30 protein-coding genes are annotated in these 25,679 nt (G+C 55.8%); 14 read left to right on the forward strand and 16 right to left on the reverse strand.

The genetic code is table 11. From position 1 onward, the window contains the following. Positions 1–64 precede the first annotated feature (64 nt). Genes QWY83_RS02735 through QWY83_RS02765 form a run of 7 tightly spaced genes read left to right on the forward strand, consistent with a single transcriptional unit; the run spans position 65 to position 5,089 of the window. Positions 65–811 (forward strand): pyridoxine 5'-phosphate synthase, encoded by a 747-nt coding sequence (locus tag QWY83_RS02735; RefSeq protein WP_249946085.1) that lies wholly within the window; start codon positions 65–67, stop codon positions 809–811. Then, the gene (gene acpS / locus QWY83_RS02740; RefSeq protein WP_249946084.1) at positions 808–1,239 is read left to right on the forward strand and encodes a holo-ACP synthase; all 432 of its coding nucleotides are present in this window, start codon (positions 808–810) and stop codon (positions 1,237–1,239) included. Before QWY83_RS02735 ends, acpS begins: the two co-directional genes overlap by 4 nt. 26 nt (positions 1,240–1,265) lie before the next feature. Further along, on the forward strand, positions 1,266–2,123 hold the full coding sequence (lepB, locus tag QWY83_RS02745; protein ID WP_105234089.1) for a signal peptidase I: 858 nt from the start codon (positions 1,266–1,268) through the stop codon (positions 2,121–2,123). Positions 2,124–2,128: 5 nt separating this feature from the next. Next, positions 2,129–3,172 carry a signal peptidase I gene (gene lepB, locus QWY83_RS02750; protein ID WP_353958937.1) on the forward strand — a complete coding sequence of 348 codons (1,044 nt, stop codon included), beginning with the start codon at positions 2,129–2,131 and terminating at the stop codon, positions 3,170–3,172. Beyond that, the gene (rnc, locus tag QWY83_RS02755) at positions 3,169–3,849 is read left to right on the forward strand and encodes a ribonuclease III (protein ID WP_249946082.1); all 681 of its coding nucleotides are present in this window, start codon (positions 3,169–3,171) and stop codon (positions 3,847–3,849) included. The genes lepB (QWY83_RS02750) and rnc overlap by 4 nt, the downstream gene beginning before the upstream one ends. Continuing rightward, positions 3,846–4,766, forward strand: coding sequence for a GTPase Era (gene era, locus QWY83_RS02760; RefSeq protein WP_249946081.1), 921 nt, complete (start codon positions 3,846–3,848; stop codon positions 4,764–4,766). The genes rnc and era overlap by 4 nt, the downstream gene beginning before the upstream one ends. Then, positions 4,763–5,089: a DUF1491 family protein gene (locus QWY83_RS02765; RefSeq protein WP_249946080.1), complete on the forward strand. Its 327-nt coding sequence runs from the start codon at positions 4,763–4,765 to the stop codon at positions 5,087–5,089. Before era ends, QWY83_RS02765 begins: the two co-directional genes overlap by 4 nt. 2 nt (positions 5,090–5,091) lie before the next feature. On the opposite strand, the gene QWY83_RS02770 is transcribed toward QWY83_RS02765, so the two are convergent. The 7 genes from QWY83_RS02770 to QWY83_RS02800 are packed head-to-tail and all read right to left on the reverse strand — an operon-like array spanning position 5,092 to position 10,436. Continuing rightward, on the reverse strand, positions 5,092–5,970 hold the full coding sequence (locus QWY83_RS02770; protein ID WP_435404494.1) for a lysophospholipid acyltransferase family protein: 879 nt from the start codon (positions 5,968–5,970) through the stop codon (positions 5,092–5,094). 34 nt (positions 5,971–6,004) lie between these two features. Further along, complete coding sequence (locus QWY83_RS02775) at positions 6,005–6,277, reverse strand: HPr family phosphocarrier protein (protein WP_067548103.1); 273 nt, start codon at positions 6,275–6,277, stop codon at positions 6,005–6,007. Positions 6,278–6,282: 5 nt separating this feature from the next. Next, positions 6,283–6,675, reverse strand: a complete 393-nt coding sequence (locus QWY83_RS02780; RefSeq protein ID WP_067548106.1) for a PTS sugar transporter subunit IIA — start codon at positions 6,673–6,675, stop codon at positions 6,283–6,285. Positions 6,676–6,681: 6 nt separating this feature from the next. Next, positions 6,682–7,569 (reverse strand): RNase adapter RapZ, encoded by an 888-nt coding sequence (rapZ, locus tag QWY83_RS02785; protein WP_249946079.1) that lies wholly within the window; start codon positions 7,567–7,569, stop codon positions 6,682–6,684. An 11-nt stretch (positions 7,570–7,580) separates the two neighbouring features. Further along, entirely contained in the window at positions 7,581–7,991 is a 411-nt protein-coding gene (locus QWY83_RS02790) for an HPr kinase/phosphorylase (RefSeq protein WP_249946078.1), read from the reverse strand. A 3-nt stretch (positions 7,992–7,994) separates the two neighbouring features. Continuing rightward, complete coding sequence (locus tag QWY83_RS02795; protein ID WP_249946077.1) at positions 7,995–9,728, reverse strand: sensor histidine kinase; 1,734 nt, start codon at positions 9,726–9,728, stop codon at positions 7,995–7,997. A 3-nt stretch (positions 9,729–9,731) separates the two neighbouring features. After that, positions 9,732–10,436 carry a response regulator transcription factor gene (locus tag QWY83_RS02800; protein ID WP_105234097.1) on the reverse strand — a complete coding sequence of 235 codons (705 nt, stop codon included), beginning with the start codon at positions 10,434–10,436 and terminating at the stop codon, positions 9,732–9,734. 299 nt (positions 10,437–10,735) lie between these two features. Between QWY83_RS02800 and QWY83_RS02805 the strand changes: the two genes are divergently transcribed. Next, positions 10,736–12,334, forward strand: coding sequence for a phosphoenolpyruvate carboxykinase (locus tag QWY83_RS02805; protein WP_249946076.1), 1,599 nt, complete (start codon positions 10,736–10,738; stop codon positions 12,332–12,334). Between the two features lie 91 nt (positions 12,335–12,425). After that, complete coding sequence (locus QWY83_RS02810; protein ID WP_290245333.1) at positions 12,426–12,959, forward strand: DUF3859 domain-containing protein; 534 nt, start codon at positions 12,426–12,428, stop codon at positions 12,957–12,959. Here the strand turns inward: QWY83_RS02810 and QWY83_RS02815 are convergent, their stop codons facing one another. Beyond that, complete coding sequence (locus tag QWY83_RS02815; protein WP_249946074.1) at positions 12,960–13,730, reverse strand: sulfite exporter TauE/SafE family protein; 771 nt, start codon at positions 13,728–13,730, stop codon at positions 12,960–12,962. A gap of 146 nt (positions 13,731–13,876) precedes the next feature. Between QWY83_RS02815 and QWY83_RS02820 the strand changes: the two genes are divergently transcribed. Continuing rightward, positions 13,877–15,553: an acyl-CoA dehydrogenase family protein gene (locus tag QWY83_RS02820; protein ID WP_249946073.1), complete on the forward strand. Its 1,677-nt coding sequence runs from the start codon at positions 13,877–13,879 to the stop codon at positions 15,551–15,553. On the opposite strand, the gene recO is transcribed toward QWY83_RS02820, so the two are convergent. Next, a complete protein-coding gene (recO, locus tag QWY83_RS02825; protein ID WP_249946072.1) occupies positions 15,550–16,278 on the reverse strand; it encodes a DNA repair protein RecO in 729 nt (242 codons plus the stop codon). The two genes, QWY83_RS02820 and recO, sit on opposite strands and share 4 nt — an antisense overlap. Before the next feature lie 21 nt (positions 16,279–16,299). Continuing rightward, the gene (locus QWY83_RS02830) at positions 16,300–17,175 is read right to left on the reverse strand and encodes a 3-hydroxybutyryl-CoA dehydrogenase (RefSeq protein ID WP_249946071.1); all 876 of its coding nucleotides are present in this window, start codon (positions 17,173–17,175) and stop codon (positions 16,300–16,302) included. 159 nt (positions 17,176–17,334) lie between these two features. Between QWY83_RS02830 and QWY83_RS02835 the strand changes: the two genes are divergently transcribed. After that, positions 17,335–18,159 (forward strand): DUF6473 family protein, encoded by an 825-nt coding sequence (locus QWY83_RS02835; protein ID WP_249946070.1) that lies wholly within the window; start codon positions 17,335–17,337, stop codon positions 18,157–18,159. Between the two features lie 54 nt (positions 18,160–18,213). Here the strand turns inward: QWY83_RS02835 and QWY83_RS02840 are convergent, their stop codons facing one another. From QWY83_RS02840 to QWY83_RS02865, 6 genes are all read right to left on the reverse strand, one after another. After that, on the reverse strand, positions 18,214–19,140 hold the full coding sequence (locus tag QWY83_RS02840; RefSeq protein ID WP_249946069.1) for an electron transfer flavoprotein subunit alpha/FixB family protein: 927 nt from the start codon (positions 19,138–19,140) through the stop codon (positions 18,214–18,216). Beyond that, on the reverse strand, positions 19,140–19,898 hold the full coding sequence (locus QWY83_RS02845; protein WP_067548142.1) for an electron transfer flavoprotein subunit beta/FixA family protein: 759 nt from the start codon (positions 19,896–19,898) through the stop codon (positions 19,140–19,142). Before QWY83_RS02845 ends, QWY83_RS02840 begins: the two co-directional genes overlap by 1 nt. A gap of 245 nt (positions 19,899–20,143) precedes the next feature. Continuing rightward, entirely contained in the window at positions 20,144–20,716 is a 573-nt protein-coding gene (locus QWY83_RS02850) for a cob(I)yrinic acid a,c-diamide adenosyltransferase (protein ID WP_105234106.1), read from the reverse strand. A 12-nt stretch (positions 20,717–20,728) separates the two neighbouring features. Further along, positions 20,729–20,926 (reverse strand): twin transmembrane helix small protein, encoded by a 198-nt coding sequence (locus QWY83_RS02855; RefSeq protein ID WP_067548148.1) that lies wholly within the window; start codon positions 20,924–20,926, stop codon positions 20,729–20,731. Between the two features lie 60 nt (positions 20,927–20,986). Beyond that, complete coding sequence (locus tag QWY83_RS02860) at positions 20,987–21,814, reverse strand: SDR family NAD(P)-dependent oxidoreductase (RefSeq protein WP_249946068.1); 828 nt, start codon at positions 21,812–21,814, stop codon at positions 20,987–20,989. 30 nt (positions 21,815–21,844) lie between these two features. Continuing rightward, on the reverse strand, positions 21,845–22,285 hold the full coding sequence (locus tag QWY83_RS02865) for an SH3 domain-containing protein (protein WP_249946067.1): 441 nt from the start codon (positions 22,283–22,285) through the stop codon (positions 21,845–21,847). A 172-nt stretch (positions 22,286–22,457) separates the two neighbouring features. Here QWY83_RS02865 and QWY83_RS02870 point away from each other — a divergent pair, with 172 nt between their 5' ends. From QWY83_RS02870 to QWY83_RS02880, 3 genes are all read left to right on the forward strand, one after another. After that, on the forward strand, positions 22,458–24,764 hold the full coding sequence (locus tag QWY83_RS02870) for a DNA topoisomerase IV subunit A (RefSeq protein ID WP_249946066.1): 2,307 nt from the start codon (positions 22,458–22,460) through the stop codon (positions 24,762–24,764). Positions 24,765–24,841: 77 nt separating this feature from the next. Further along, positions 24,842–25,462 (forward strand): hypothetical protein, encoded by a 621-nt coding sequence (locus QWY83_RS02875; protein WP_249946065.1) that lies wholly within the window; start codon positions 24,842–24,844, stop codon positions 25,460–25,462. A 91-nt stretch (positions 25,463–25,553) separates the two neighbouring features. Then, positions 25,554–25,679: GTP-binding protein (locus QWY83_RS02880; protein WP_290245358.1), on the forward strand; the 126-nt coding region annotated here is incomplete at its 3' end.

Consider the following 25,679-nt stretch of genomic DNA (forward strand, 5'->3'; position numbering starts at 1 on the left):
CGCACTGACGGCGGTCGGAATTGTCGTTAGGGTTCGGCCAAACGGTTCGAGTCAGGAGATCCCGATGAGCAAAGGTAAACTGCGCCTTGGCGTAAACATCGATCATGTCGCAACGGTGCGTAACGCTCGAGGGGGCGCGTATCCTGATCCCGTGCGTGCCGCGCGTTTGGCCGAAGAGGCTGGTGCTGATGGGATTACAGCGCACCTGCGTGAGGATCGGCGTCATATTTCCGATGCTGACATCGAAGGGTTGATGGCCGCGCTGACAAAGCCGCTGAACTTTGAAATGGCAGCGACCGAAGAAATGCAGCGCATCGCTTTGCGTCATAAGCCGCACGCGGTTTGCATCGTCCCTGAAAAACGTGAGGAACGCACGACCGAAGGTGGTCTTGAGGTGGCGCGTGAGGAAAACCGTCTAGCTCATTTCATTGCGCCACTGCGGGAGGCGGGATCGCGTGTGTCGATCTTTATCGCCGCAGACCAACGTCAGATTGAAGCCGCGCACCGCATCGGTGCTGAAGTCATCGAACTGCACACAGGCGCGTATTGTGACTATCACGCCGAGGGTAAATTCGCGGAGCGCGACGACGAACTAAAACGCCTCACGGATATGGCCGCGTTTGCCGACGGCCTCGGGCTCGAAGTGCACGCTGGTCATGGTTTGACCTACGAAACGGTGCAACCTGTTGCTGCCCTTCCGCAGATCATGGAACTGAACATTGGTCACTTCCTGATCGGTGAGGCGATTTTCCTCGGGTTGGCGGATGCGATCGGTGAGATGCGCCGCCTGATGGATGAGGCGCGCGCTTGATCCTTGGTATCGGCACTGATCTTGCGAACACAGAGCGTATCGCAAACACCCTTGAACGGTTTGGTGACCGTTTTCGGAACCGTGTTTTTACGCCCGAAGAGCAGAACAAGGCCGAAAGACGCGCTGATACTGCTGGTACTTACGCAAAGCGCTGGGCTGCGAAAGAGGCCTGCTCAAAGGCGCTGGGCACGGGGCTTCGGATGGGGATTTCGTGGCGAGATATGTCCGTGTCCAACCTCGGAACGGGACAACCGATTATGCGTGTGACGGGTTGGGCGGCAGAGCGGCTTCAGGCGATGACGCCAGAGGGTCACGAAGCCGTCATTCACGTCACTCTCACTGACGATCACCCTTGGGCACAGGCCTTTGTCGTGATCGAAGCCCGCCCGATCAGCGGGTTGACACCTCCCACGCACGGCAGCATGTAACCTCAACAAACTTGCAGGAGCAGACTATGTCCGAAGAAAGCAGCCTCTGGGCGGGCATCAAAGAGACGGTAAAGACCGTTGTCTATGCCCTTTTGATCGCAGGCGCATTCCGTACCATTCTGTTCCAGCCGTTCTGGATCCCGTCGGGTTCAATGAAAGACACGCTGCTGATCGGCGACTTCTTGTTCGTGAATAAGATGGCCTACGGCTACTCTTATGCGTCGTGCCCTGCGGTTAAAGTGCCGAGCCTTGGCATTGACCTTGGCCCCGATGATTTCTGTGGCGCCTTTATGGGGGCTGACGACCGTCTGTTCGGGAGCGAACCTGAACGTGGTGACGTTGTCGTATTCCGCCATCGCGGCAAGGGCGAAGACTACATCAAGCGTCTGATTGGTATGCCCGGAGATCGCATCCAAGTGATCAACGGTCACCTCCAAATCAATGGGGAGCCTGTCGGCCTCGAACCCGCAGGTCAGTTCATCGAAGTCGCGGGTCCGCAGGGTCCACAGCAGCTACGTCCGCAGTGTATGGATGTGCAAGGCACCGACTGTATCAAGGATATGTATATCGAAACTCTCCCGAACGGCGTTTCGCACCACATCCTAAACGTTCGTGATGGAAACCGTGTGTCGGCAGCCGTCGATACCGACAATACCGAAATCTATGTCGTGCCCGAAGATCACTATTTCTTCATGGGCGATAACCGTGACAACTCTATCGACAGTCGTGTTGCATGGGATCCTGTGCGTGGGTCTGGCGTGGGCTTTGTGCGCCGCGAAGATATTGTCGGTCGTGCGGATCGGGTCATCTTTTCGTCTGCTGGGCGGTCGATCTTGGCGTTTTGGACATGGCGCAGCGATCGGTTCTTTAAAGCAATTGAATAGGACCGATGCGGCAATCCTATAATCCAATACGCATTTACCTAGACGGTTATGATTGGACCGGGCGCACTTCGCGCCCGCGTCTGTTTGTAGTCTATGGGGTGTGGGCTTTGGTGGCCGCACCATTGTTATTGCTCGATGTTTTCGGGGCAGGTGCACGCCTCGTCGAAGTGACCATATGGGTTGCATTGTCGATGCTGGTCGTTCCTGTCCTCGGGCATACGGTCCGACGATTAAACGAGATGCGTTGGCCGTTCTGGGTAATCGCATTGTTGTTCGTGCCCTATGTGAGCACCGTTGTGATGCTGGTCGTTCTTTTGAAAGGTCAGGGGCAGCGTCGCCTCTATGAAATGACGCCTTTACGGATGGCGACATACGTGCTTGCTTTCGGCCTCGCGGCTGTCGCGTTTTCTCGTATCGCGTGGAGCCCATACACGATCGTTGCGGGATCGATGAAGCCGACGCTCTACGTTGGGGACGTCATTGCCGTGAACCGCCTGTCACGTCATCCTGATCGGGGGGATGTGATCGCATTTCGCCCTGATGGATCTACCGATGTCTACCTCAAACGCGTTATAGGTCTGCCCGGCGATGAGGTGCAGATCGCGGATGGGCGGGTTGTGGTGAATGGCATTGCTTGGGCGCAGTCGACCACCGATCCGTTCTTAGAGCCTATGGTCCCCCAAGGACCGCTCCGCCTCCTGCCGCGCTGCGCCAATGGTGCAGTCGGGCAAGGTGCAATCTGCCGCAAAGAGCAGCTGATTGAGACAAACCAGGACGGGCGTTCGTATGAGGTGCTGGACATTCTGCCCGCTGGCCCCCAAGACGCGACAGAAATATACCGCGTGCCTGTGGGTCAGTATTTCGTTTTGGGTGACAATCGCGACAACTCTGCGGATAGCCGGATCGCTGTTTTGGCGGGCGGTGTTGGGATGGTGAGCCAAGGCTCTGTTGTTGGGCGCGCTGTTCGGATACTCTACTCCTTTGAGGGGCAGAGCCCCGCCCTGATCTGGAATTGGCGCCTTGGGCGTTTTTTGAAAGCTGTACGATGAAGTTGTCTGGTGAATTGGAGTCCTTCAGCGCTCGACTGGGACACCGGTTTTCGCGTCCTGAACTATTGGTTCGGGCGGTGACGCATCCGTCGATGTCGTCGCCCCATCGCGATAACAACCAGCGCTTGGAGTTCCTCGGCGACCGCGTTCTGGGGCTCGTCATGTCTGAGGCGCTGTTCCTTGCGGACAAGACTGCCTCCGAAGGCGTTCTCGCTCCTCGGTTCAACGCGCTGGTCCGCAAAGAGACCTGCGCTGCCGTAGCACGCGAACTGGATATCGGGGCTGTGCTGAAACTCGGACGCTCTGAACAAAAGTCTGGCGGTCGTCGCAAAGAGGCGCTTTTGGGCGATGCGATGGAAGCCGTGATTGCTGCGGTTTACCTGGATGCGGGTTTCGACGTAGCGCGGGCAACAATCCTGCGGCTTTGGGGTGAACGTATCAACTCCGTTGAAGAAGACGCGCGCGATGCAAAGACTGCTTTGCAGGAATGGGCACAAGGACGTGGCCAGACCCCGCCGAAATATGTAGAGGTGGGCCGCGACGGACCCGATCACCAACCGATCTTCACCATCGAAGTCCAATTGGAGAGCGGTGAAACAGAGCGATCTACCGCCGGCTCGAAACGACAGGCCGAACAGGCCGCAGCGAAGTCGCTGCTTGCAAAGGTATCATCATGACCGAAACTCAGACCCGCGCAGGTTTTGTTGCGCTGATTGGCGAACCGAACGCTGGCAAATCCACGCTTCTGAACTGGATGGTTGGCGCGAAAGTGTCGATCGTGACGCACAAAGTTCAGACCACCCGCGCCCGCATCCGCGGTGTTGCGATGGAAGGCGAAAACAAACAGATCGTGTTTGTCGACACCCCTGGCCTGTTCCGCCCGCGTCGCCGTCTGGACCGTGCGATGGTCGCGGCAGCGTGGGGTGGTGCATCTGACGCCGATGTTGTGGTCCTGTTGATCGAAGCGCATCGCGGATTGACCGACGGTGTTAAAGCGATACTTGAGGCGCTCGCTGAACGGGTTGGCAAAGCCAAAGTGGCTCTTGCCATCAACAAGATCGACCGCGTCAAAGCCGAAGACCTGTTGGAACTGTCGCAGAAAATGAACGAGGCATTTCCGTTCGAAGAGACCTTTATGATCTCGGCAGAGCGGGGCCATGGCTGTGCGGCGCTGAAGACATGGTTGTCGGATCAGGTGCCTGCTGGACCGTTGCTGTATCCCGAGGATCAGATCGCGGATTTGCCGCTCCGCATGATTGCGGCAGAGATCACCCGTGAAAAGCTGACCTTGCGTCTGCATCAGGAACTGCCCTACCAGTTGACCGTAGAGACCGAGCATTGGCAGGAACGTCCTGATGGGACCGCCCGCATCGATCAGGTGGTTTATGTGTCCCGCGATGGCCACAAGGGCATCATTCTCGGCAAGGGCGGTGAGACTGCTAAGGCCGTATCCAAAGCGTCACGCGAAGAGCTGCAAGAGTTCTTGGGTCGTAAGGTCCACCTGTTCCTTCAGGTGAAGGTGCGCCCGAACTGGCTCGAAGAGAAAGACCGTTACACCGAAATGGGCCTCGACTTTAAGGACGGCAACGCGTGAGATTGGCCAGCGGCGTTTGGGTTTCGGCCTATCTAACGCGGCTCAGGCTGGCTGATATTCCTGCGTTTGTCGTGGCACGCGGTGACGAAACCGCGGGCGCTGTTCTGGTTAAGCTGAATACGCTGGATGGCAATGCCAAAGCGTTTCAACGGTCGTTCGATATGATGACCGGAGAGCGCACATGGATGGTGCTGGCCGAGGGTATTGAGCAAGACGTGGATGTATCTGTCGCGAAGCAGCGCAGTTTTGACAGCGATCTTTGGGTGATCGAGGTTGAGGACCGTCAGGGCCGAACGTTATTGGACGAGGACGGTCTGAGTTAGCCTCATTCCTTGAGAGACAGTGTCCGTTCACGCAGCCACGCCATAAACGCACGCGGGTCTTTGCTGCGCTCAGCGGCCTCTTCAGCAGAGACCGGCTCTCCGATGATTGGTTTTTGCGGTTTGTCGAACGCATGTGCCACTTCGTGCAAGAGCAGGCTCTGACGAAGCGTGGGCGATATGCAGTTCGCGATTTGGTAGGCTCGCGAGTTTGATCCCGGGAAATAACAAGGCACGACCGTAGCGCCCGACGTACGGATCATCTTTGCGGTAAAGACGTTCCATTCCGCCTCAATCGCGGGACCAAAGGGTTTGTTCGCTGCAGCGACGACGCCCGATGGGAATAGTGCGATCAACCCGCCTTTCGCCAGATGCTCCATCGCGATTTTGCGCATCTCGATCATTTTACGCTGCGCGTCTTCCTCATGCGGAAAGGGCACGGGGATCATGTAGCTCGCTGCGCTCTCGTCGATGCCTGTCAGCAGAGAGCGTGTCAGGATGCGGTAATCATCGCGGCGACGTCCAATAAGGTCTGCAAGGATCATCCCGTCGACGAGCCCATGCGGATGGTTCGCGACAAACACAACGGGGCCTTCAGCGGGAATGCGATCGATCTGTTCCTGCGGGGTTTGCAGCTCGATCTCCATGGCTTCCATGGTTGCAGGCCAAAATGCTTGACCCGTTGGAGCGCCAAGACGTTCGAACTTCTTAACACGCTGGATGATCGTGATCTTGCCCGTCAGCCATTCGACCGCCCGGATAAAGTTACGCTTTAGGCCGCTGTCGAATGTGTTGGAGTAGGTAAGGCTACGGCGGTCATAGAACTTTTGCCCATCCTGCACGTTGGATTCATCCGCTGTTTGGTCCGGGGTTACGTCTGACAAAGTTCACGTCCTTGAATTGATGGGCTGACCTAGGTCAGTTGCCTTCGCCGAACATGTCAGCCACCAGCGCCTCAATCGCATCGGCAAGCTCAAGTTCTGCCGGCCCATCGGTTTGGACCTCAATAAAACTTCCCTTGGAAGCTGCCAACATCAAAAGACCCATGATGCTGTCGCCTGATGCGCTCATGCCATCTTTAGAGACGGTGGCAGTGGCATCAAAATCTTCGACCACTTCGGCCAATTTCGCGGACGCGCGGGCATGAAGCCCTTTGATGTTCACAATCTGGAGCCGGCGGGAAACAGTCATAGAAGTCAGTCACTCTGTACTTGATGGCAATCAATGTATTTACGTCCGGCGGTCAATGCGGCCTCGACGGCGTCTGGCACGTCACGTTGACGGCTTTTCGCGAGCTTGATCAGCATGGGAAGATTCATGCCGTAGAGAATACGGCGGTTGCTTGGCCCGCAGGCCATCAGCGAAAGGTTTGAGGGCGATCCGCCAAAGATATCGGTTACGATGACAACGCCTGCACCGGTATCAACGGAATCGGCGGCATCGCAGATTTCGGCTTGTTTGGCGCTACGGTCGTCTTCGGGGCGGGTTGCGATAGCAACGACACCCGCTTGATGGCCCACAACGTGTTCCATCGCCGCGAGGTATTCACCTGCTAGGCCACCATGAGCAACGATCACGATTCCGATCACGCGTTTTTAACCCCGATCTGCCGCCCCACCGTCTGTGTGGCGTTCCATTTCTCGGTGGCGTTTTGACACCTGCCATCCGTCTTCTGCAAGGGCTTTCGCAAGGAGTTCTGTCATTGCGACCGAACGGTGTTGCCCTCCGGTGCATCCAAAGCCAACAGAGAGGTGCGTTTTCCCTTCTTCCTCAAAGGCAGGCAGCAATAGTGCAGCCATGGCTTTGACGCTCGTGAAGAATGCGTCGAAACGTTCGTCTTTTGCAATATATTCCACGACGGCAGCATCTTGGCCGTTCAGTGCGCGCAGATCTGGTTCCCAGTGTGGGTTACGCAGGAACCGACAATCGAGCACGATGTCTAGCCCGCGAGGTAATCCGCGTTTGTAGGAAAAGCTCTGCACCGTAATCGCGAGGGGGTGGCCGTCAGGTTTCTGGAACCAGCTTTGCACTTCCGCCCGAGAATCATGCGGGGTCATCGACGTGGTGTCGATCAGGATGTCCGCGCGGCTTCGGATCGGAATCAGCAGGTCCTTTTCTTTGATAATACCCTCTGTCGGGGCAGTTTCGACCGATAGGGGGTGGCGCCGACGGGTTTCGGAAAAGCGGCGGATCAGCACGTCGTCCGAGCAATCCATATAAACCACCTGAAGGTCGAACCGTTCATCATGTCCCAGACGGTCAATCACCCCTATGACCGCATTTACGGTGAAATCGCGATTCCGCACGTCGAGGCCGAGAACGAGTGGGCGATCAAGCGGCTGGCCTTCGATAACGCGATCGATGAGTGAGAGGGGCATGTTGTCGATGACTTCAAAGCCAATATCCTCGAGTGCGCGAACAGCCGTCGTGCGACCTGCACCAGATGGACCAGTGACAAGGATAATGCTCTGCTTCGACGTCATGTCATCCCCGCTTAGTCGGTCCGCCCATGTTTGAGATACTGCAGGATCGCAAAAGGGAAGTGAATGGCGTTTGACTTGCGCAAAAGTGGTATGTCTGCGTCGTGAAGGTGTAGGTTGTGCCATGCGGGCAGGCGCTCTGTCTCTTCCGTATCCAAATCCACGACGAGCGTGATCTTAGCCGTGACGTGGGGTGCCGCTAGAATGCCGACACCTCTCGCCTCGATTTTGCCAGCAATGGTATCGGGGCACCGTGCCGTCAGGTCTGGATCGATCAGGGTTTGGTCATCCGCCACCAAATCACACCCAAGACCGAGAAGTTGGAGGGCTAGGCTAGATTTTCCAGTGCCAGATCTACCGAGGATGAGAACCGCACGGCCATCATAAGCGACGCAAGATGCGTGGAGGCAAAGCGAGTCAGACACCTCTTAAACCGGAAGACCAACCACGAACCGCGCACCGAGCGGCTCAGAGGTGATATCTGCATCGGTCGGGCGGATGTTTTCGGCCCAGATCACACCGCCATGTGCTTCGACGATCTGTTTCGAAATCGCGAGGCCGAGGCCAGAGTTATTGCCGAATTGGCCTTCGGGGCGTTCTGAGTAGAAGCGTTTAAAGATCTTGGTCAACGCGCCGTCAGGGATGCCAGGGCCGGTATCTTCGACCACCACAAGAACGCGGTTTTCGCGTTTTCGGGCCCATACGCGGATCGCATCACCATCTTCACAGAACGAAATCGCATTGGTGATGAGGTTCACAAAGACCTGTGCCAAACGGCCTTCGAGACCAGTGATAGTGATTGACTCTTTGGGTAGATCGGTGAGGTATTCGATCCCTTTGTCACGTGCCTGATCACCCAAGAATTCATTAAGGTTGCCGAGCATTTTAAGAAGATCAAAATCTTCTTCGTCCTCTTTGACGAGTTCGGAATCCAGACGCGACGCGTTGGAAATGTCGCTCACCAGACGGTCTAGGCGGATCACGTCGTGCTCAATCACTTCGAGCAGTTTTTCCCGCTGATCGTCGCGTTTCGCAACGCGCATCGTGCCCACGGCGGAACGGAGCGAGGCAAGCGGGTTCTTGATCTCGTGCGCAACGTCGGCGGCGAACTGTTCGTTGGCCTCAATCCGATCGTAGAGGGCCGCGACCATGCCGCGAAGTGCGCCCGACAGGCGACCAATTTCATCAGGACGGGCGGTCAGGTCGGGGATGCGGACCCTGCCGGGGGACATTTTGCGTGCGTTGCGGTCACGTCCAGCCTCTGCCGCCGCGGCAAGGTCTGACAGCGGGTTCGCAATTGTGGAGGCAAGAATGAGCGAAAGGCCGATGGACACCAAGATGCCGATCACAAACATCTGCAGAACCTGCTCACGTTCACGACGGACCAAGATGTCGAGTTCGCCAGCGGCGCCTTGCAGAACGACGACTCCCACGGGGGTTTCGCCCTGAAGGATTGGCGTGCTTACGCGAAACACCGTGCGGCCGGCGCTATCGTATTCGGAATGCACGCGTGTGCCATTGGCAAGCGCATCCGCGACTGAAGTCTGCGCTGCGACTTCGGGATCTACAACCGTCTGTTCAGCGGAACGGGGTGAAATGAGGCTCGCCAATCCCTCCCACGCGCCGTTGAGGAAGTCGGTGATGATGGTGCCGCCACCTTGGGTGTTGAGGCCCGTCACATCGGGGCCCATCGGGGCGGTCGCCGTCACGATCAAGGTTTCTGACGGATCAAAAATATAGACCTTGACACCGCCGCGAAGGTCCAAGCCCTGCAAGGTCGCGGTCGCGTCGATACCGTCACCTGTCAGTAGGTTAACGGGTGCCGCATCGGGGAGCTGAGCTTCGAACACATCAGCGATGAGTTCGGCCTCGTTGACCAGCCCGTTCGCCCGCTGAAACGCGAGGTTGTCGCGGGACGGGTTCATCCAAAGCACACCACTGACCAGCACCATAATAGCCAGCAGGTTAAACGTTATAATTTTGCGGGCGAGCGGCGATCGGTTCAGGGTTATCACGCCACGACGGCGCCGCCTGTCCAAAATCTCTCGGTCGAGCGTTGTTTCTGGCGAAACATATTCATCCCCCAAATAGACATCCGTGTCCGCTGCGGCCTTTCGAACCGAGCGGAGATCACGAACGTCAATTTTGGGAGACGAGTTCATGTCTTATTCTTCGTTGTAGCGGTAGCCGATGCCGTAGAGGGTCTCGATCGCACCAAATTCGTCGTCCACTTGGCGCATTTTCTTGCGCAGGCGTTTGATGTGGCTGTCGATAGTCCGGTCGTCGACGTAGACTTGATCGTCGTAAGCAACGTCCATCAACTGGTCACGCGACTTAACAAAGCCGGGGCGCTGGGCCAGTGCTTGCAGCAACAGAAATTCGGTAACGGTCAGCGATACATCGCGACCTTTCCATTTTACGGCGTGCCGCAGGGGGTCCATGGTCAGTGGGCCACGTTCCATCACCTTGTTGCTTTCGTCGACCTCTTCGGGCGTGATGCCGTTCATGGCATCCTGACGGCGCAGAAGGGTTCGGATGCGTTCGACCAAAAGACGCTGGCTGAAGGGCTTTTTGACGTAGTCGTCAGCGCCCATGCGAAGCCCCAATACCTCGTCGATTTCGTCATCTTTGGAGGTGAGGAAAATCACCGGCATCGTAGTTTTCTGGCGGAGACGCTGCAGAAGGTCCATGCCGTCCATGCGGGGCATTTTAATGTCCAGCACTGCCATGTCGGGCAATTTTTTGTTGAAAGCGTCCAGCGCTTGCTGGCCGTCATTATATGTCTCGACCTCAAAGCCTTCGGCTTCGAGAGTCATTGCTACAGAAGTTAGAATATTCCGGTCGTCATCGACCAACGCAATACGATGCATGGGGTGTCGCCTCTTCAGCCTGATTTTTTATACTGCTCTTTTTTCCGACTGTTGTCCCTTTTTTGGCTGAGCGAATCAATCAGAAACTGAATTCGGCTATGTTTGCGGCAACATGATTGTGCCAAAAAAACCCGTTCGAGGACTTTCGGGTCACACTCGACTATGGTCGCGCTAAATGGTTGCGCTAACACGAAAATGATTGCGCTAACTGCGACAAAGCCGCCTTTTCTGATGAAAAATCATAGTGCTATGTGGACCTCTATCTAGGGCGCATCGCCCGCAATCAGGAGAGAGAGACAATGGACCACGGACGGGTCAACCCAACCATGAAGCTTGAACATCAGGGCATCACTGGACTGGGCTATGTCTATTATAACCTGATGGAGCCGGCGCTGATTGAGCAGTCGTTGAAGGCAGGTGAAAGCACACTTGGCAACGGCGGCGCGCTTCTCGTGTCGACTGGTAAACACACTGGTCGCTCGCCAAAAGACAAATTCGTTGTTCGCACAGCGTCTGTAGAAGACACCATTTGGTGGGAAAACAACGCTCCGATGGAAGCTGACAAATTCGACGTTCTCTACGCCGATATGCTAGACCACATGAAGGGCAAGAACTACTTTGTTCAGGACCTTTTCGGTGGCGCCGATCCTGCGCATCGTCTGGACGTTCGTATGGTGACCGAGCTTGCATGGCATTCGCTGTTCATCCGCACCATGCTGCGCCGTCCAGAGCGTGAAGAGCTTGATAACTTCACCCCTGAATGGACCATCATCAACTGCCCGACCTTCAAGGCGAACCCTGAAAAGCACGGCTGCCGCACCGAGACCGTTATCTCGTTGAACTTCGACAAGAAGATGATCCTTATCGGTGGCACTGAATACGCAGGTGAGAACAAGAAGTCGGTCTTTACTCTTTTAAACTACCTGCTGCCTGAAAAAGGCATCATGCCGATGCACTGCTCTGCCAACCACGCGATTGGCAACCCAGTGGATACTGCGATCTTCTTTGGTCTGTCGGGCACTGGTAAAACGACCCTGTCGGCTGACCCTGATCGCGTTCTGATCGGCGACGATGAGCATGGCTGGTCCGATCGTGGCACCTTCAACTTCGAAGGCGGTTGCTACGCAAAAACGATCAATCTGTCGGCAGAAGCTGAGCCAGAAATCTACGCGACCTGTTCGATGTTCGGCACCGTCATCGAAAACATGGTCTACGACGACGAGACCAAGGTTCTTGATTTCCAAGACAACTCGATCACCGACAACATGCGCTGCGCTTACCCGCTGCACTACATTTCCAACGCATCTGATACTGCGCTGGGCGGTCACCCGAAAAACATCATCATGCTGACCTGTGATGCATATGGTGTTCTTCCACCGATCGCGCGTCTGACACCTGCTCAGGCGATGTACCACTTCCTGTCGGGCTTCACGTCGAAAACCCCAGGCACCGAGATTGGCGTGACCGAACCGATCCCGACCTTCTCGACTTGCTTCGGTGCGCCGTTCATGCCGCGTCGTCCGGAAGTCTACGGTAAGCTACTGCAAGAAAAAATCGCATCCTATGGCGCGACCTGCTGGTTGGTGAACACTGGCTGGACTGGTGGTGCATTCGGCACAGGTAGCCGTATGCCGATCAAAGCAACCCGCGCTCTGCTCACCGCTGCGCTGGACGGTTCGCTGAACGAAGCAACCTTCCGTAAAGATCCGAACTTTGGCTTTGACGTGCCTGTCACTGTTGAAGGCGTCGACGCGAAGCTTCTCGATCCGCGCGCGACTTGGGGCGACAAGGCTGCGTTTGATGCGCAAGCTCACAAACTGGTCGAAATGTTCGCTGAGAACTTTGCTCAGTATGTTCCTTACATCGATGAGGACGTTAAGGCAGCTGCAATCGGCTAATGCCACGTCGCAGAAAATTGAGGGGCCAGACGGGAAACTGTCCGGCCCTTTTTATTGACTTCGCCCAATGAAAGGGCACCATGCAGCCATGATGAAATATGTGCCCCTTGTTGCTTTGTTCTGTATGCCTGCCGTTGCCTTTGCCGAAGGGTATCGGTCAAAGCCCACCATCGTTGTTGGGGACATTGGGTTGCATTGCCCTTACGAGATTACGGGCAGCGAACCTGCGCCAAATACCGAAAATGGTGTCATTGATACCATCAGCGGCGAACCGCAGGTCATTGCGCATACAACGACTGTTCCAGCTATTCCTGACCTTGGGTTTGGGGTGCAGCTTCGTCTGGCCGAAGGCGTCACGCTCCCTGGTGCTGAGATTGTCGTGCGTCATCCGCCGATGGGGGCAGAGGGCGTGACAGAACAGCGTTGGTATCCGAACTTTAACGATCAGACCTATTCGCTGAGTATGTACCGCTTTGATTTTCCGTATGAGTTGCTGGTCGGGACATGGTCATTCTCTGTCGAGCAGGGCGGCCAGACGCATTTCATCGCTGAATTCGATGTCGTGCCGCCGCCGGCTGGGCTGACAATTGATGCGCTTTGCTCGGGTGAGGGACTTCTGTCCTAGTCACCCCATCCAGCCGCGACGGATTAGGTTTACACCTGCTATGAGCAGCACCCATAGGGTCGCCTTGCGGAACAAGGCCTGATCAATGCGATCATGGATATGGAACCCGATCCACATACCTGCGAACGCGGGCAAGAGCAGGATCGCGGAAAACGGCAGTGTATTCATGTTGAGAATTCCAGACTTGAGGTGCCCAGCTAGAAGCATGAAAGCGCCAGATCCGTACACCACGCCTTGAACCACGAATTGCCTTGCCTTGGGTGTATTGACGGCAACCAGATAAAGAACTGTCGTTGGGCCCCAGGTGCCCGCGAAACCACCAAGCGCGCCTGATAAGAAACCAGCAACGATGGACGCGCTTCGGCGATGCTCGGGCTTTATATGCAGCTTAACTCCTGAAATCTGAATGATGCACAGTACGGTGACAACGATACCAAGGCCCAAGAGCATCGCGTCAGGCGAAACATAGGCCACGAATTGCGAGGTGATTAGGATCATCACGCAGACGATCAGAACGTACAGGCCATACTCGCGCAGCGCGTCTCTTGCCTCTGCCCAACCCGCCTTCGCGATCTGCAAAATATTGGACATCACGATAGGCAGAATGATCCCCGCCACCACGACTTTCGGGTCAATGAGAATGCCCATTCCCGAGATCATAATGAGCGGCATCGCGAATCCGATAGCCCCCTTAACGACGCCCGCAACGAGCGTCACAGCGAAGGCAAAGACCAGAAGTTCGGGCGAAATCAGGGAAAAAATACTATCCATAGGCTAGGTGCATATCGCTAAGTTGTTCGCTTCGCACGAAAAATCCAGCGCGACATTTATGTTCTTTGACTTTTGTCTAAACGAAATTAAGTTGCGCTGCAGTTGCGAAGAGTTTATCTCTGCACTAGCACAATAAGGAGCGCGACATGCCCCACGACGGACAGGATATCGTTATGACAACCTCGCCCATTCTTGAGAACCTTTTGGGTCTAACTGGTGCAGCGCTTGCACCTCTCGAAGAACTTCTTTCGACGGCCAAAGACACAGTGCGATCCAAGGTGAGCGTTGATGGTCGCGTGTCGGGCGGTTTGGTCGAAGAACATCAGTCGGTTGCGCATGGCCTCGCGTGGTTGGCGACCTATGTCGAAGCACTGAAAGAAATGCACGGCTGGGCTGATCGTTTGAATGCCGAGGGCAAATTCGGCGAAGTCGAACAGATCATCCTGCAGATCGCATTTGGCGAATACCTCGCGCAGCTCAAAGGCGGCATCCCAATGTCGCAGGGCGAAATTCTGCGCCTCTCTGAACTCGGTGTTGCGGATACGCTTGCCCAGCCAGAGGTCGTTACACTCGTTTGTGCTGGGAACTCGCAAGCGGCTCGCTCCCGCTTGGTCGAGATCATGCAGGATCAAGCGGGTTCGACCATGTTTGGTGCATCCGGTCTGGATGAAGAACTGGAGATGATCCGCGACCAGTTCCGCCGTTACGCGTTGGAAAAAGTGGAGCCGTTCGCCCACGAATGGCACCTCAAGGACGAATTAATCCCGATGGAGATCATCGAAGAACTCGCGGAAATGGGTGTCTTTGGTCTCACCATCCCCGAAGAGTTCGGCGGTTTTGGCCTGTCCAAGGCGTCCATGTGCGTTGTCTCCGAAGAACTGTCCCGTGGTTACATTGGTGTCGGTTCGCTCGGCACTCGTTCCGAAATCGCGGCAGAGCTGATCCTTGCGGGTGGTACGCAAGAGCAGAAGGAAAACTGGCTGCCTAAACTTGCGTCTGCTGAGATTCTTCCGACTGCGGTATTCACTGAGCCTAACACGGGCTCTGACCTTGGTTCTCTCCGCACCCGTGCTGTGAAAGACGAAAACGGTGATTACCGCATCACGGGCAACAAGACATGGATCACCCACGCGGCTCGTACGCATGTGATGACCCTGTTGGCCCGCACCGATCCGAACACGACGGACTACAAAGGTCTGTCCATGTTCCTCGCTGAAAAGACACCGGGAACTGACGAACATCCGTTCCCAACCGAAGGCATGACGGGCGGTGAGATCGAGGTTCTCGGTTATCGCGGGATGAAGGAATACGAGCTTGGCTTTGATAACTTCAAAGTTAAGGGAGAAAACCTTCTCGGCGGTGAAGAGGGTAATGGTTTTAAACAGTTGATGCAGACGTTTGAATCGGCGCGTATCCAAACTGCCGCGCGTGCGATCGGTGTTGCGCAGTCTGCTTTGGATGTGGCGATGCAGTATGCGATTGACCGCAAACAGTTCGGCAAATCGCTGATCAACTTCCCGCGTGTGTCGGGCAAACTTGCGATGATGGCCGTTGAAATCATGATCGCGCGTCAGTTGACCTACTTCTCGGCTCGCGAGAAAGACGCGGATCGTCGCTGTGACCTCGAAGCTGGTATGGCAAAGCTTCTCGGTGCGCGTATTGCATGGGCATGTGCGGATAACGGTCTACAAATCCACGGCGGCAACGGCTTTGCTCTGGAGTACAAGATCAGCCGTATCCTTTGTGATGCTCGCATCCTGAACATCTTTGAAGGTGCTGCCGAAATTCAGGCGCAGGTTATCGCACGCCGTATCTTGGGCTAATCAAGACGCGCTATCGCGTCGATCAATCTCTGACGAGCCGCGGGAACTTCGCGGCTCGTTTGCGTTCCGAATAGCCGATTTTCGATGAAATATCCGGTCGTTCCGAGGGCGCGCGCGATTTCCCCGCCAGATGCATCGCCTTCGCCCTTCATCACAGGCACCAAGGGCAATAATCGGTTCGCCCATTCCCCAGCGCCCTCTTTACTTACCGCTCGGCCAGATTTGGGTGAAATATAGGAAAGGTCCTCGTTCACGCCTCTCACAGCGCATGCGGAAAGGTCTAATCCGTAGCCGAGCTCATCGAGGAGTGACATTTCCCAATGCAGGTAAGCGAGCGGCCAAACGTCGTTCTGACCTAGTAGATCAAGAAGTTGCACAGTCCGGTTATAGAGCGGTTCATGTTTCTCACGCTCTGGTAAGGATTGGCATAGTAGGGCGCAAACCGCCCCAAGTCCGCTGAGGGCAAGTCTGTCTGACATTACCTGCGCCGACCGACTGCGCAGTGGCTCAATCGTAAAACTACCGAGGTGATCGTCGAGGCGGGCTTTCCATGTCACTGAAACCTGCGAGCCGGGCTGAAGCGTTGCCGCCATTTTGCGGCTTGCACCTCCACGCACTACGCCCGCGTGACGCCCTCTGGACGGCGTAAAAACCTCGATAATCATCGAGGTCTCGCCATGCACGCGCGAAGCAAGAAGAGCGCCTTCGTCCTGCCATTCGATCATAGCGGGATCGAACGCATGTGATTAACGGGTTGGAACGGGCTTATCGCCGCGATAATCGTAGAAACCACGCTTGGTTTTGCGACCCAGCCAACCCGCTTCAACGTATTTGGTCAGCAATGGGCAAGGGCGGTATTTCGTGTCCGCGAGGCCTTCGTGCAGAACGTTCATGATCGCCAGACAAGTGTCGAGGCCAATGAAATCGGCGAGCTCCAGTGGGCCCATCGGGTGGTTGGCGCCCAGTTTCATCGATGTGTCGATGGAGGACACGTTGCCGACGCCTTCGTAAAGGGAATAGACGGCTTCGTTGATCATCGGCATCAGGATGCGGTTCACGATGAAAGCAGGGAAATCTTCGGACGTTGCGGAGGTTTTGCCGAGTTTTTCAACGACTTCCTGACATTGTTGGTACGTCTCGTCATCGGTTGCGATGCCACGGATCAATTCAACCAGCTGCATCACGGGCACTGGGTTCATAAAGTGGAAACCGATGAATTTTTCGGGTCGATCCGTGCGGCTGGCGAGGCGCGTGATCGAAATGGACGACGTGTTTGATGCGAGGATCGTTGTCGGCGTGATATGAGGGAGCAGTTCGTCGAAAATCGCCTGCTTGACCGTTTCGCGTTCGGTTGCGGCCTCGATGATCAGATCGCAAGGTCCAAGATCGGTAAGCGTTTGCGTCGTCGAAATACGGCCCATCGCAGCGGCTTTGTCTTCCTCGGTGACGACACCTTTGGACACTTGGCGCGTGATATTCTTGTCGATCAATGCGACGGCGGCGGCCAAGGCGTCCGCGCTGATGTCAGTCATCATCACATCGTATCCGGCCAACGCAAACACGTGAGCAATGCCGTTGCCCATCTGTCCTGCGCCGACAACGCCTACTTTGTTAATCGCCATGGCTTTGCCCTCTGATCTGTTCTGGGGAACCATATGTCCGCAATGGGCAAACGTTCAAGGCGGCAGTTTCCTTAAACATTGTTCTAATTCCCAAGTTTATCCATTTGGCAAGGTTTGGGGCCGACTCTCAGCAGTGGTGAGTGAAAACTGGTGGGAGCCATGAGACATGAAAAACTGGAGGCAGCGGGCCTCGATTATGCTGTGTGTAGGTATGGTGGGTCGCGATTACTGTTTCGCGGGCCCAAGCGACCGACGGACAAGCCGTATATCACTTTTGTGGGCGGCACGGATGTCTTTGGGAAGTATGTCGAGAGGCCGCTTCCAGTTTTGGTCGAGCGTGAAACAAAGCGCAGTTGTGTTAACTTAGGGGTTCCGAACGGTTCAGTGGACGTTCAGTTGAATGATCCCACGATGATGGAGCTATGCCGTCGTGCTGAGCTTTCCGTGATCCAAATTACAGGTGCTCAAAACCTATCGAACAGATTTTACCGCGTTCACCCCCGCAGGAATGATCGCCTCATTGAGGCGTCGACCGTGTTGCGCGCGCTTTATCCTGATATCGATTTCACCGAGTATAGTTTTACGCGGCATATGCTGTCCGCGCTGTTCCTGCGATCACCGAAACGGTTTGCAACGATTCAAGCGGAGCTCGAATTGGCGTGGTTGTCGCGGATGCGGACAATGTTGACGACGGTCGGGCGGCGTGTGGTGCTGCTCTGGTGGTCGGATCGGCCGCTCACGAATACCCCTTGGTATCAGCGATCAGACCCGTTTCGCGGCGACCCGATGTTTATCACGCGATCGATGGTGCAAATGTTGAGGCCGCTGGTGAAAGGGATTGTTGAGGTTGAACCCATGGTTCCCGACGGATGCGCTGGGCTGATTGTGCCTGATGGTGAGATGCCCGCCGCTGCTGAACGTCTTCCTGTCAGGGCCCATGCGATTGCGGCTCAGAAGATTGTTCCGTTGATCAATCGGCCATGAAAAAACCCGCGCTAAAAGCGCGGGTTCTGTTCTTACGTCATTTGTCCCGAAGGATCAGACTTTCCCAGTCAGTTCTGGCACGGCGTCGAAGAGGTCGGCGACGAGGCCGAAGTCTGCGACTTGGAAGATCGGGGCTTCTTCGTCTTTGTTGATCGCGACGATGATCTTCGAGTCCTTCATACCAGCAAGGTGCTGGATCGCACCCGAGATACCGCAAGCGATGTAAACTTCAGGAGCCACAACTTTACCAGTCTGACCAACCTGCCAGTCGTTCGGTGCAAAGCCAGAGTCAACCGCTGCGCGCGATGCGCCAACAGCTGCGCCCAGTTTGTCTGCGAGAGCTTCGATGATTTTGAAGTCCTCTTCGGAGCCAACGCCGCGGCCGCCCGATACGACGATCTTAGCCGAGGTGAGTTCCGGACGGTCGCTTGCTGCAACTTTGTCTTCAACCCATTCCGACAGGCCGGTGGAGGCCGCAGTGCCCAGTGCTTCAACAGGTGCGGAGTTGCCATCAGCCGCTGCCTCGAACGAGGTGGTGCGGATGGTCATGACCTTCACGCTGTCAGCCGATTTCACGGTCTGAATCGCGTTGCCTGCGTAGATCGGGCGTTCGAATGTGTCGCCGTCAACAATAGCGGTCACGTCCGACAGGATCATCACGTCGAGCAGGGCTGCAACGCGCGGCAGGATGTTTTTCGCATCCGACGCCGAAGGCGCTGCGATGTGGCAGTATGCGCCAGCCATCGACACGATCAGGTCAGCGGTCGGTTCGGCCAGCAGGTGGCAAAAACCGTGATCGCCAGCAAAGATAACCTTTGCCACGCCTGCAATAGTCGCAGCCTCGGCAGCAGCAGCGTCACCGCCTTCGCCAGCAACGAGAACATGCACATCACCCAGCGCCGCAACCGCGGAAACGGTCTTGGATACTGCGTCTTTGGCCAGTTGGCCGTTCGCAACGTCTGCGAGAAGAAGAACAGCCATTAGAGTGCCCCCGCTTCTTTGAGTTTCGATACCAGTTCGTCAACCGAACCAACCTTGATGCCAGCCTGACGAACCGGCGGCTCGGAGGTTTTGACAACGGTCAGGCGCGGAGACACGTCTACGCCGTAGTCTGCTGCGGTTTTCTCATCGAGAGGCTTTTTCTTCGCCTTCATGATGTTCGGCAGCGACGCATAACGCGGTTCGTTCAGGCGAAGGTCAGCGGTGATAACGGCAGGCATTTTAACCTTAACGGTCTGCAGACCACCGTCGACTTCGCGGGTAACCGTTGCGGTGTCGCCATCAACAGCAACTTCCGACGCAAAGGTCGCCTGCGACCAACCCAAGAGCGCTGCCAACATCTGGCCAGTTGCGTTCATGTCGTTGTCGATCGCTTGTTTGCCCGCGATGATCAGGCCCGGATTTTCCTCTTTCGCAACAGCGGCGAGGATCTTCGCAACAGCGAGAGGTTCGATGTCCGTGTGAACGTCGTCCGCAGCGGTCACAAGAATTGCGCGGTCAGCACCCATCGCCAGAGCAGTCCGCAGAGTTTCCTGCGCTTGCTTCACGCCGATCGAAACAACGACGATCTCGTCAGCTTTGCCTGCTTCTTTCAGACGGATCGCTTCTTCAACAGCAATCTCGTCGAACGGGTTCATCGACATTTTTACGTTCGCAAGATCAACTCCCGTGCCGTCCGCTTTCACGCGAACTTTCACGTTGTAGTCAATCACGCGCTTAACAGGCACGAGGACCTTCATCGGCGGTAATCTCCCTTTTAAATGTGCCACTCAAGGGACACTCTCGGTAGGTTGTTAGCAAGCGCAGAACATGGAAAACAGTGCAAAATCGACGCGGCAAGACGCTAAGACGCCACGTTTTGCATCGGTTCAATGCGTATAGCTCATGATAATAGGACTGTTAGCGACGCAACTATGTTGCGCCGCGGCATTAGCAATTGGTCGTAGAGTTTGGCTGGGCGACTGATTCTGCTGGAATCAGGCGATCAACGGTTCGCGCCAGGCACCCAAAGAACGTCGGATTTGCCCGCGTCATTGGCCATGCGAGCGGCAACAAAGAACCAGTCAGACAGACGGTTCAAGTATTTCACGCCAATATCATTGACGGATTCCATGCTGGCCAATTCGACCGAAAGACGTTCAGCGCGGCGGGCAACGGTGCGGCACAGGTGCAAATGGGCCGACAGGGCCGATCCACCTGGCAGAATAAAGCTGCGGAGCGGTTCGAGTTGCGCGTTCATGGCGTCAATCTCGGCCTCAAGGCGATCAACTTGGCTCTCGACCATGCGCAACACAGGGTAGGGCGCGTCTGCGTCTTTTTCCATGTCAGGGCGGCACAGGTCTGCACCAAGGTCAAACAGGTCGTTCTGGATTGCTGAAAGCTGCGCCGCGATCTCGGCGCTTGCATGCAGGCGGGCCATACCCACGGTCGCATTCAATTCATCCACAGTTCCGTAGGCCGTAACGCGGGCAGAGTGTTTGGCCACGCGGCTACCGTTACCGAGAGCAGTTTCACCCGCATCGCCAGTTTTAGTGTAGATTTTGTTGAGAACGACCATTCTGAACCCCTGTTATTTGCGCAGGTAAAAAATTGCAGCAATCAAAGCGACCGCAACGGCCTGCGCGTAGATGCGATATCGCATGATCTTGTTCGATTGCTTGCCAGAGTCCGCTTTGCCAACGCCAAAGGTCCCGAGGCCCCACATCAAAATGAGGGCTACGGCCACAACCGCAATCAGGACGATGAATTTAAATGGCTCGTTGAACATAACGGGCTCCCTCTGTGATTTGATACCGATGTATCACGCAAGGTTGGAAAGAAAAGGGTTTCAGCCTTTTGCGATCACCCAATCCAGAAGGCGCGTGGGCAGTAACCGTCTGAGAGACCCCATAAGATAGGTCGGTGTTGTGACGTAATAGCGCGGCTTTGGGTTGGCTGCGGTCAGCGCATGCAAGATTTTTTGCGTTACGGCTGAAGCGGGCAATTCGAAGTTGTCGGGACCAGTGTCCTCATAGAGGCGCGACTTTAGCGTTTCGTACTGGGCTGCGCGTGCAGAGTTTGCTGTATCAATCCATTTTTCGAAATGCGGAATGGCATTTTCTCTGATCTTGGACGTGATCGGACCGGGTTCGATCAGGATGACTTTGATCGGCGTGTCGCGCATTTCGATGCGCAGCACGTCGGTTAATCCTTCCAACGCGAATTTGGTCGAGACGTAGGCACCTCGCCAGCTAAGTCCGACGAGGCCGAGTACCGAAGAACAGTTGATGATGCGTCCGTGGCCTTGGGCGCGCATGACCTTGATCACTTCGCGGGTTAGGTCATGGGTGCCAAAAAGGTTCGTTTCGAAAATTTCACGCAATGCACCGGCGGGCAGATCCTCAACGGCGCCAGGACAAGCAAAGGCAGCGTTGTTGTAAAGCGCGTCCAGTGTGCCACCTGTCGTGGCGAGAACTTCGGCTAGACCTCTGCGGATCGATTCTGGATCGGCAAGGTCGATCTGCGGCGCGTCAAAGCCTTGCGCTTTGAGACGTTCACAGTCTTCGGCCTTGCGGCAGCTTGCAAATACACGCCAGCCCGCTTCACGAAGGCCATGTGCCGCGTCGTAGCCAATTCCAGAAGAGCAGCCGGTGATGAGAATGGTTTTCTTTGTCATACCGACTTGTCGCTGGATGTCGCGCCGATCTCAAGTGTCGTTTGCATCAAGAAAGCGTGCAGCCATCCAACCAACGCGCCCCGTCTCGATAACGCGCAAATGTGCCCAACCGTTGCTGAGGGTTTCGAGAACCTCAACCTCGGTGCCGCGATCTAGCCTAGCCGAAATGCCATAGCTGGTGCCCGGGCCGGTCCGCATGTTCACCCCTGCGCCAGCGACGGTTTTGACGTCAAAGATAACCTCTGGAACTGGGGTAGGCTCGGCAATCTCGGCCACTTCGGTCTGATCGAATGACACCAAAACGGTGCTAGAGGCAAAGCCGTCTGGCAGATCAGCTGAATCGCGAGTTACGTCAATAATCGCTGCGCGACTACGTTCGGGCCGCACTTCGGCTTCGAAATCGGCCCCGCCTGACAATTCATAAAACGCGAGACCTAAAAATAGAAAACTGGCAGTCAAAAAAATACGCACGGAAACATCCCCCAACACAACCGTAACATGATTAGTGTATCACTTTTCGCGCATAGCGTCACGATTGAAAACCAGAGAATGAGCGGTCTCTGAAAGTGTTGTAAAATGGTCGAAAATGACTTTGGCGCAAATCGCGCTGGAAACAGAAAAGACCAGCCGTTAGACAACATGTATGACCGACAGCACAGACAACACCGAAATCGGCTTTACCGAGCATAAGGAAACCCTTCGCCGCGCAATTGGTGAACGGTACCTGACATACGCACTGTCCACGATTATGCACCGTGCGTTGCCCGATGCGCGTGATGGTCTAAAGCCTGTTCACCGCCGAATCCTTTTTGCGATGCGCGAACTGAAACTGTCGTCGACAGGCGGTTTCCGTAAGTCTGCTAAGATCAGCGGTGACGTGATGGGGAACTATCACCCGCACGGCGATATGGCGATTTACGATGCGATGGCGCGTTTGGCGCAGGACTTTAACGTCCGTTACCCGCTCGTGGATGGTCAGGGTAACTTTGGTAACATCGACGGCGATAACCCAGCGGCGAGCCGATATACCGAAGCGCGGATGACCGCTGCTGCTGAAGCGCTGCTCGATGGTTTGAATGAAAATGCTGTCGATTTTCGTCCGAACTATGACGGCACGCTCGAAGAGCCGATTGTTCTACCTGCGGCGTTCCCGAACCTGTTGGCAAACGGGTCGTCGGGCATTGCGGTTGGTATGGCGACGAACATCCCGCCGCACAACATCCACGAATTGATTGACGCGTGTCTGCATCTGATCAAAGCGCCAGATGCGCGGGATGAAACGCTGCTCAATTACGTTCCGGGTCCAGATTTCCCGACAGGTGGCGTGATCGTTGAGACCCGTGAGAGCATCGCTGAATCCTACCGCACGGGCCGCGGCTCGATCCGTCTGCGTGCGAAGTACGAGATTGAGGACCTAGGTCGTGGGATGTGGCAAATCGTTGTCACGGAAATCCCGTATCAGGTTCAGAAGTCCAAGCTGATCGAAAAGCTGGCCGAGGTCATTCAGACCAAAAAGGTGCCGCTGCTCGCTGATGTGCGTGACGAATCCGCGGATGACGTTCGCATCGTGCTCGAGCCGCGCGCAAAGACCGTCGATCCCGAAGTGATGATGGGCATGCTGTTCCGCAATTCGGACCTAGAGGTTCGGTTTAGCATGAACATGAACGTGCTGATCGACGGGCTGACGCCTAAGGTGTGTTCGATGAAGGAAGTCCTGCGGGCGTTCCTCGACCACCGTCGCGACGTTCTGCAGCGTCGTAGTCAGCACCGCATGGATAAAATCGACCACCGTTTAGAGGTGTTGAAAGGCTTGATCATTGCCTTCCTCAACCTTGATCGCGTGATCGACATTATTCGTTACGACAACGATCCCAAAGCCGCTTTGATGGGCGAGGATTGGTCGACCAAGCGAGTGCGTGCGACCTCTGAAAAGGACTACGTATCGCCTCTGCCGTCTAAAAGCGGCGAACTCACTGAGGTTCAGGCCGAAGCCATCCTCAACATGCGTCTGCGCAGCTTGCGCCGTCTCGAAGAGATGGAACTGGTCCGCGAACGTGATGCGCTGTTGGCAGAGCGCGAAGAGCTTGCCGAGCTGTTGGGCGACGAAGATAAACAGTGGGCGAAGATTTCCGAACAACTGCGTGAAACCCGCAAACAGTTCGGCAATAGCGCTCCACGCGGTCAGCGTCTGACGACCTTTGCCGAAGCCGGAATGGTCGAAGACGTGCCGATGGAAGCTATGATCGAACGGGAACCGATTACGGTGATTTGTTCGAAAATGGGCTGGATCCGCGCGATGAAGGGGCATCAGGCCCTCGATTCCGAATTCAAGTTCAAAGACGGTGATGAGGCGCGTTTTGCATTCCATGCGGAGACGACCGATAAGTTGATCGTGGCTGGGTCGAATGGCCGCTTCTTTACTGTTCTCGGCGCGAACCTACCTGGTGGTCGCGGTATGGGCGAACCTGTTCGCCTGATTATCGATCTCCCCAACGAAGCCGAAATCGTCGACATCTTTACGGCTAAGGCAGGGCGTAAGCTCCTTGTTGCCTCGTCGGATGGTGATGGTTTTGTCGTCGCAGAGGACGATGTGATCGCGCAGACCCGTGCAGGTAAACAAGTGCTGAACGTCAAAGACGGCGTTGTGCTGAAGGTCGTGAAGCCAGTCGCGGGCGATCACGTCGCCGTTGTCGGTGAAAACCGTAAGGTTCTCGTCTTTGCGATTGATGAACTGCCTGAAATGGGCCGCGGTAAAGGCGTTCGACTGCAGAAATACAAAGACGGTGGTTTGTCGGATGCGACGACATTTACGCTGGCCGAAGGGCTATCGTGGCTCGATCCAGCAGGCCGTACCCGCACCGAACCTGATCTTGCCGAGTGGCTCGGCAAACGGGCGGGGTCTGGTCGAATGGCACCGCGCGGCTTCCCGCGTGACAACCGCTTTACCTAAATGTGAAGGCTGGACACGCTTGTGTGGTGCTGTCCCGTACTTTACCGATCGAGGTTGAAACATTCGGAGGTCATTTGATGCGCAAAGTTCTGTCCCTGCTCGCCCTGTGCGTTCTCGTGAGCGCTTGCGGGCGGATGCGCGATGACCTTACGGAGGCTCCCGAGCCGATCGGCAATTTCCTAATGGGTTACAATATCACCGTAGCCAATGACCCGACCAAAGGGCCGTTTTCCCGCGATGTGACAAATGAGGAATGGAAAGCAGCCGTCGAAGGCGCGATCCAGAATCGCCTCGGTCGGTATGATGGCGACGCTTGGTTCCATGTCGCTGTCGGAGTTCAGGGCTACGTCGTTGCCATGCCCGGCATTCCGCTGATCTATTCGCCGAAATCCGTTCTGGTGATTGGCGTGACCTTCATCGAGGACGCCACCCAATCAAAATTGAACGAAGAGCCGATTCAAATGACGGTCTTTGAGCCGTGCTGCACGCCAATTCTGGGCTCTGGCCTGACACGATCCCGCGAAGAACAGATCGACGGGCTCGCGTTCAACGCAGCAAGGGCTATTGAGCGATACATGCGCGAGCACGCTGACAAATTCGGTGGCGTACCGGAGGTTCTTGAGGATGATCCGACGATCATTGAGGGGACGGTTTCGTTGGAAACACCGACAGAAGTTCCGCAAGAACCCGTCAACTGACTCTTGATTTCCGTTCCTTTTGCCAATACATCGCCCGCGATGTTGAAACGGGCCTGTGGATAGGCCCCCGAAATCACGAGGCGCCAACCAGATGGCTAAAGGTAAGTTTGAACGTAACAAACCGCACGTTAACATCGGCACGATTGGCCACGTTGACCACGGTAAAACCACATTGACCGCAGCAATCACCAAATATTTTGGTGACTTCCGCGCATAC

This window comes from Marivivens donghaensis, assembly GCF_030410045.1.
GTDB classification, from domain to species: domain Bacteria; phylum Pseudomonadota; class Alphaproteobacteria; order Rhodobacterales; family Rhodobacteraceae; genus Marivivens; species Marivivens donghaensis.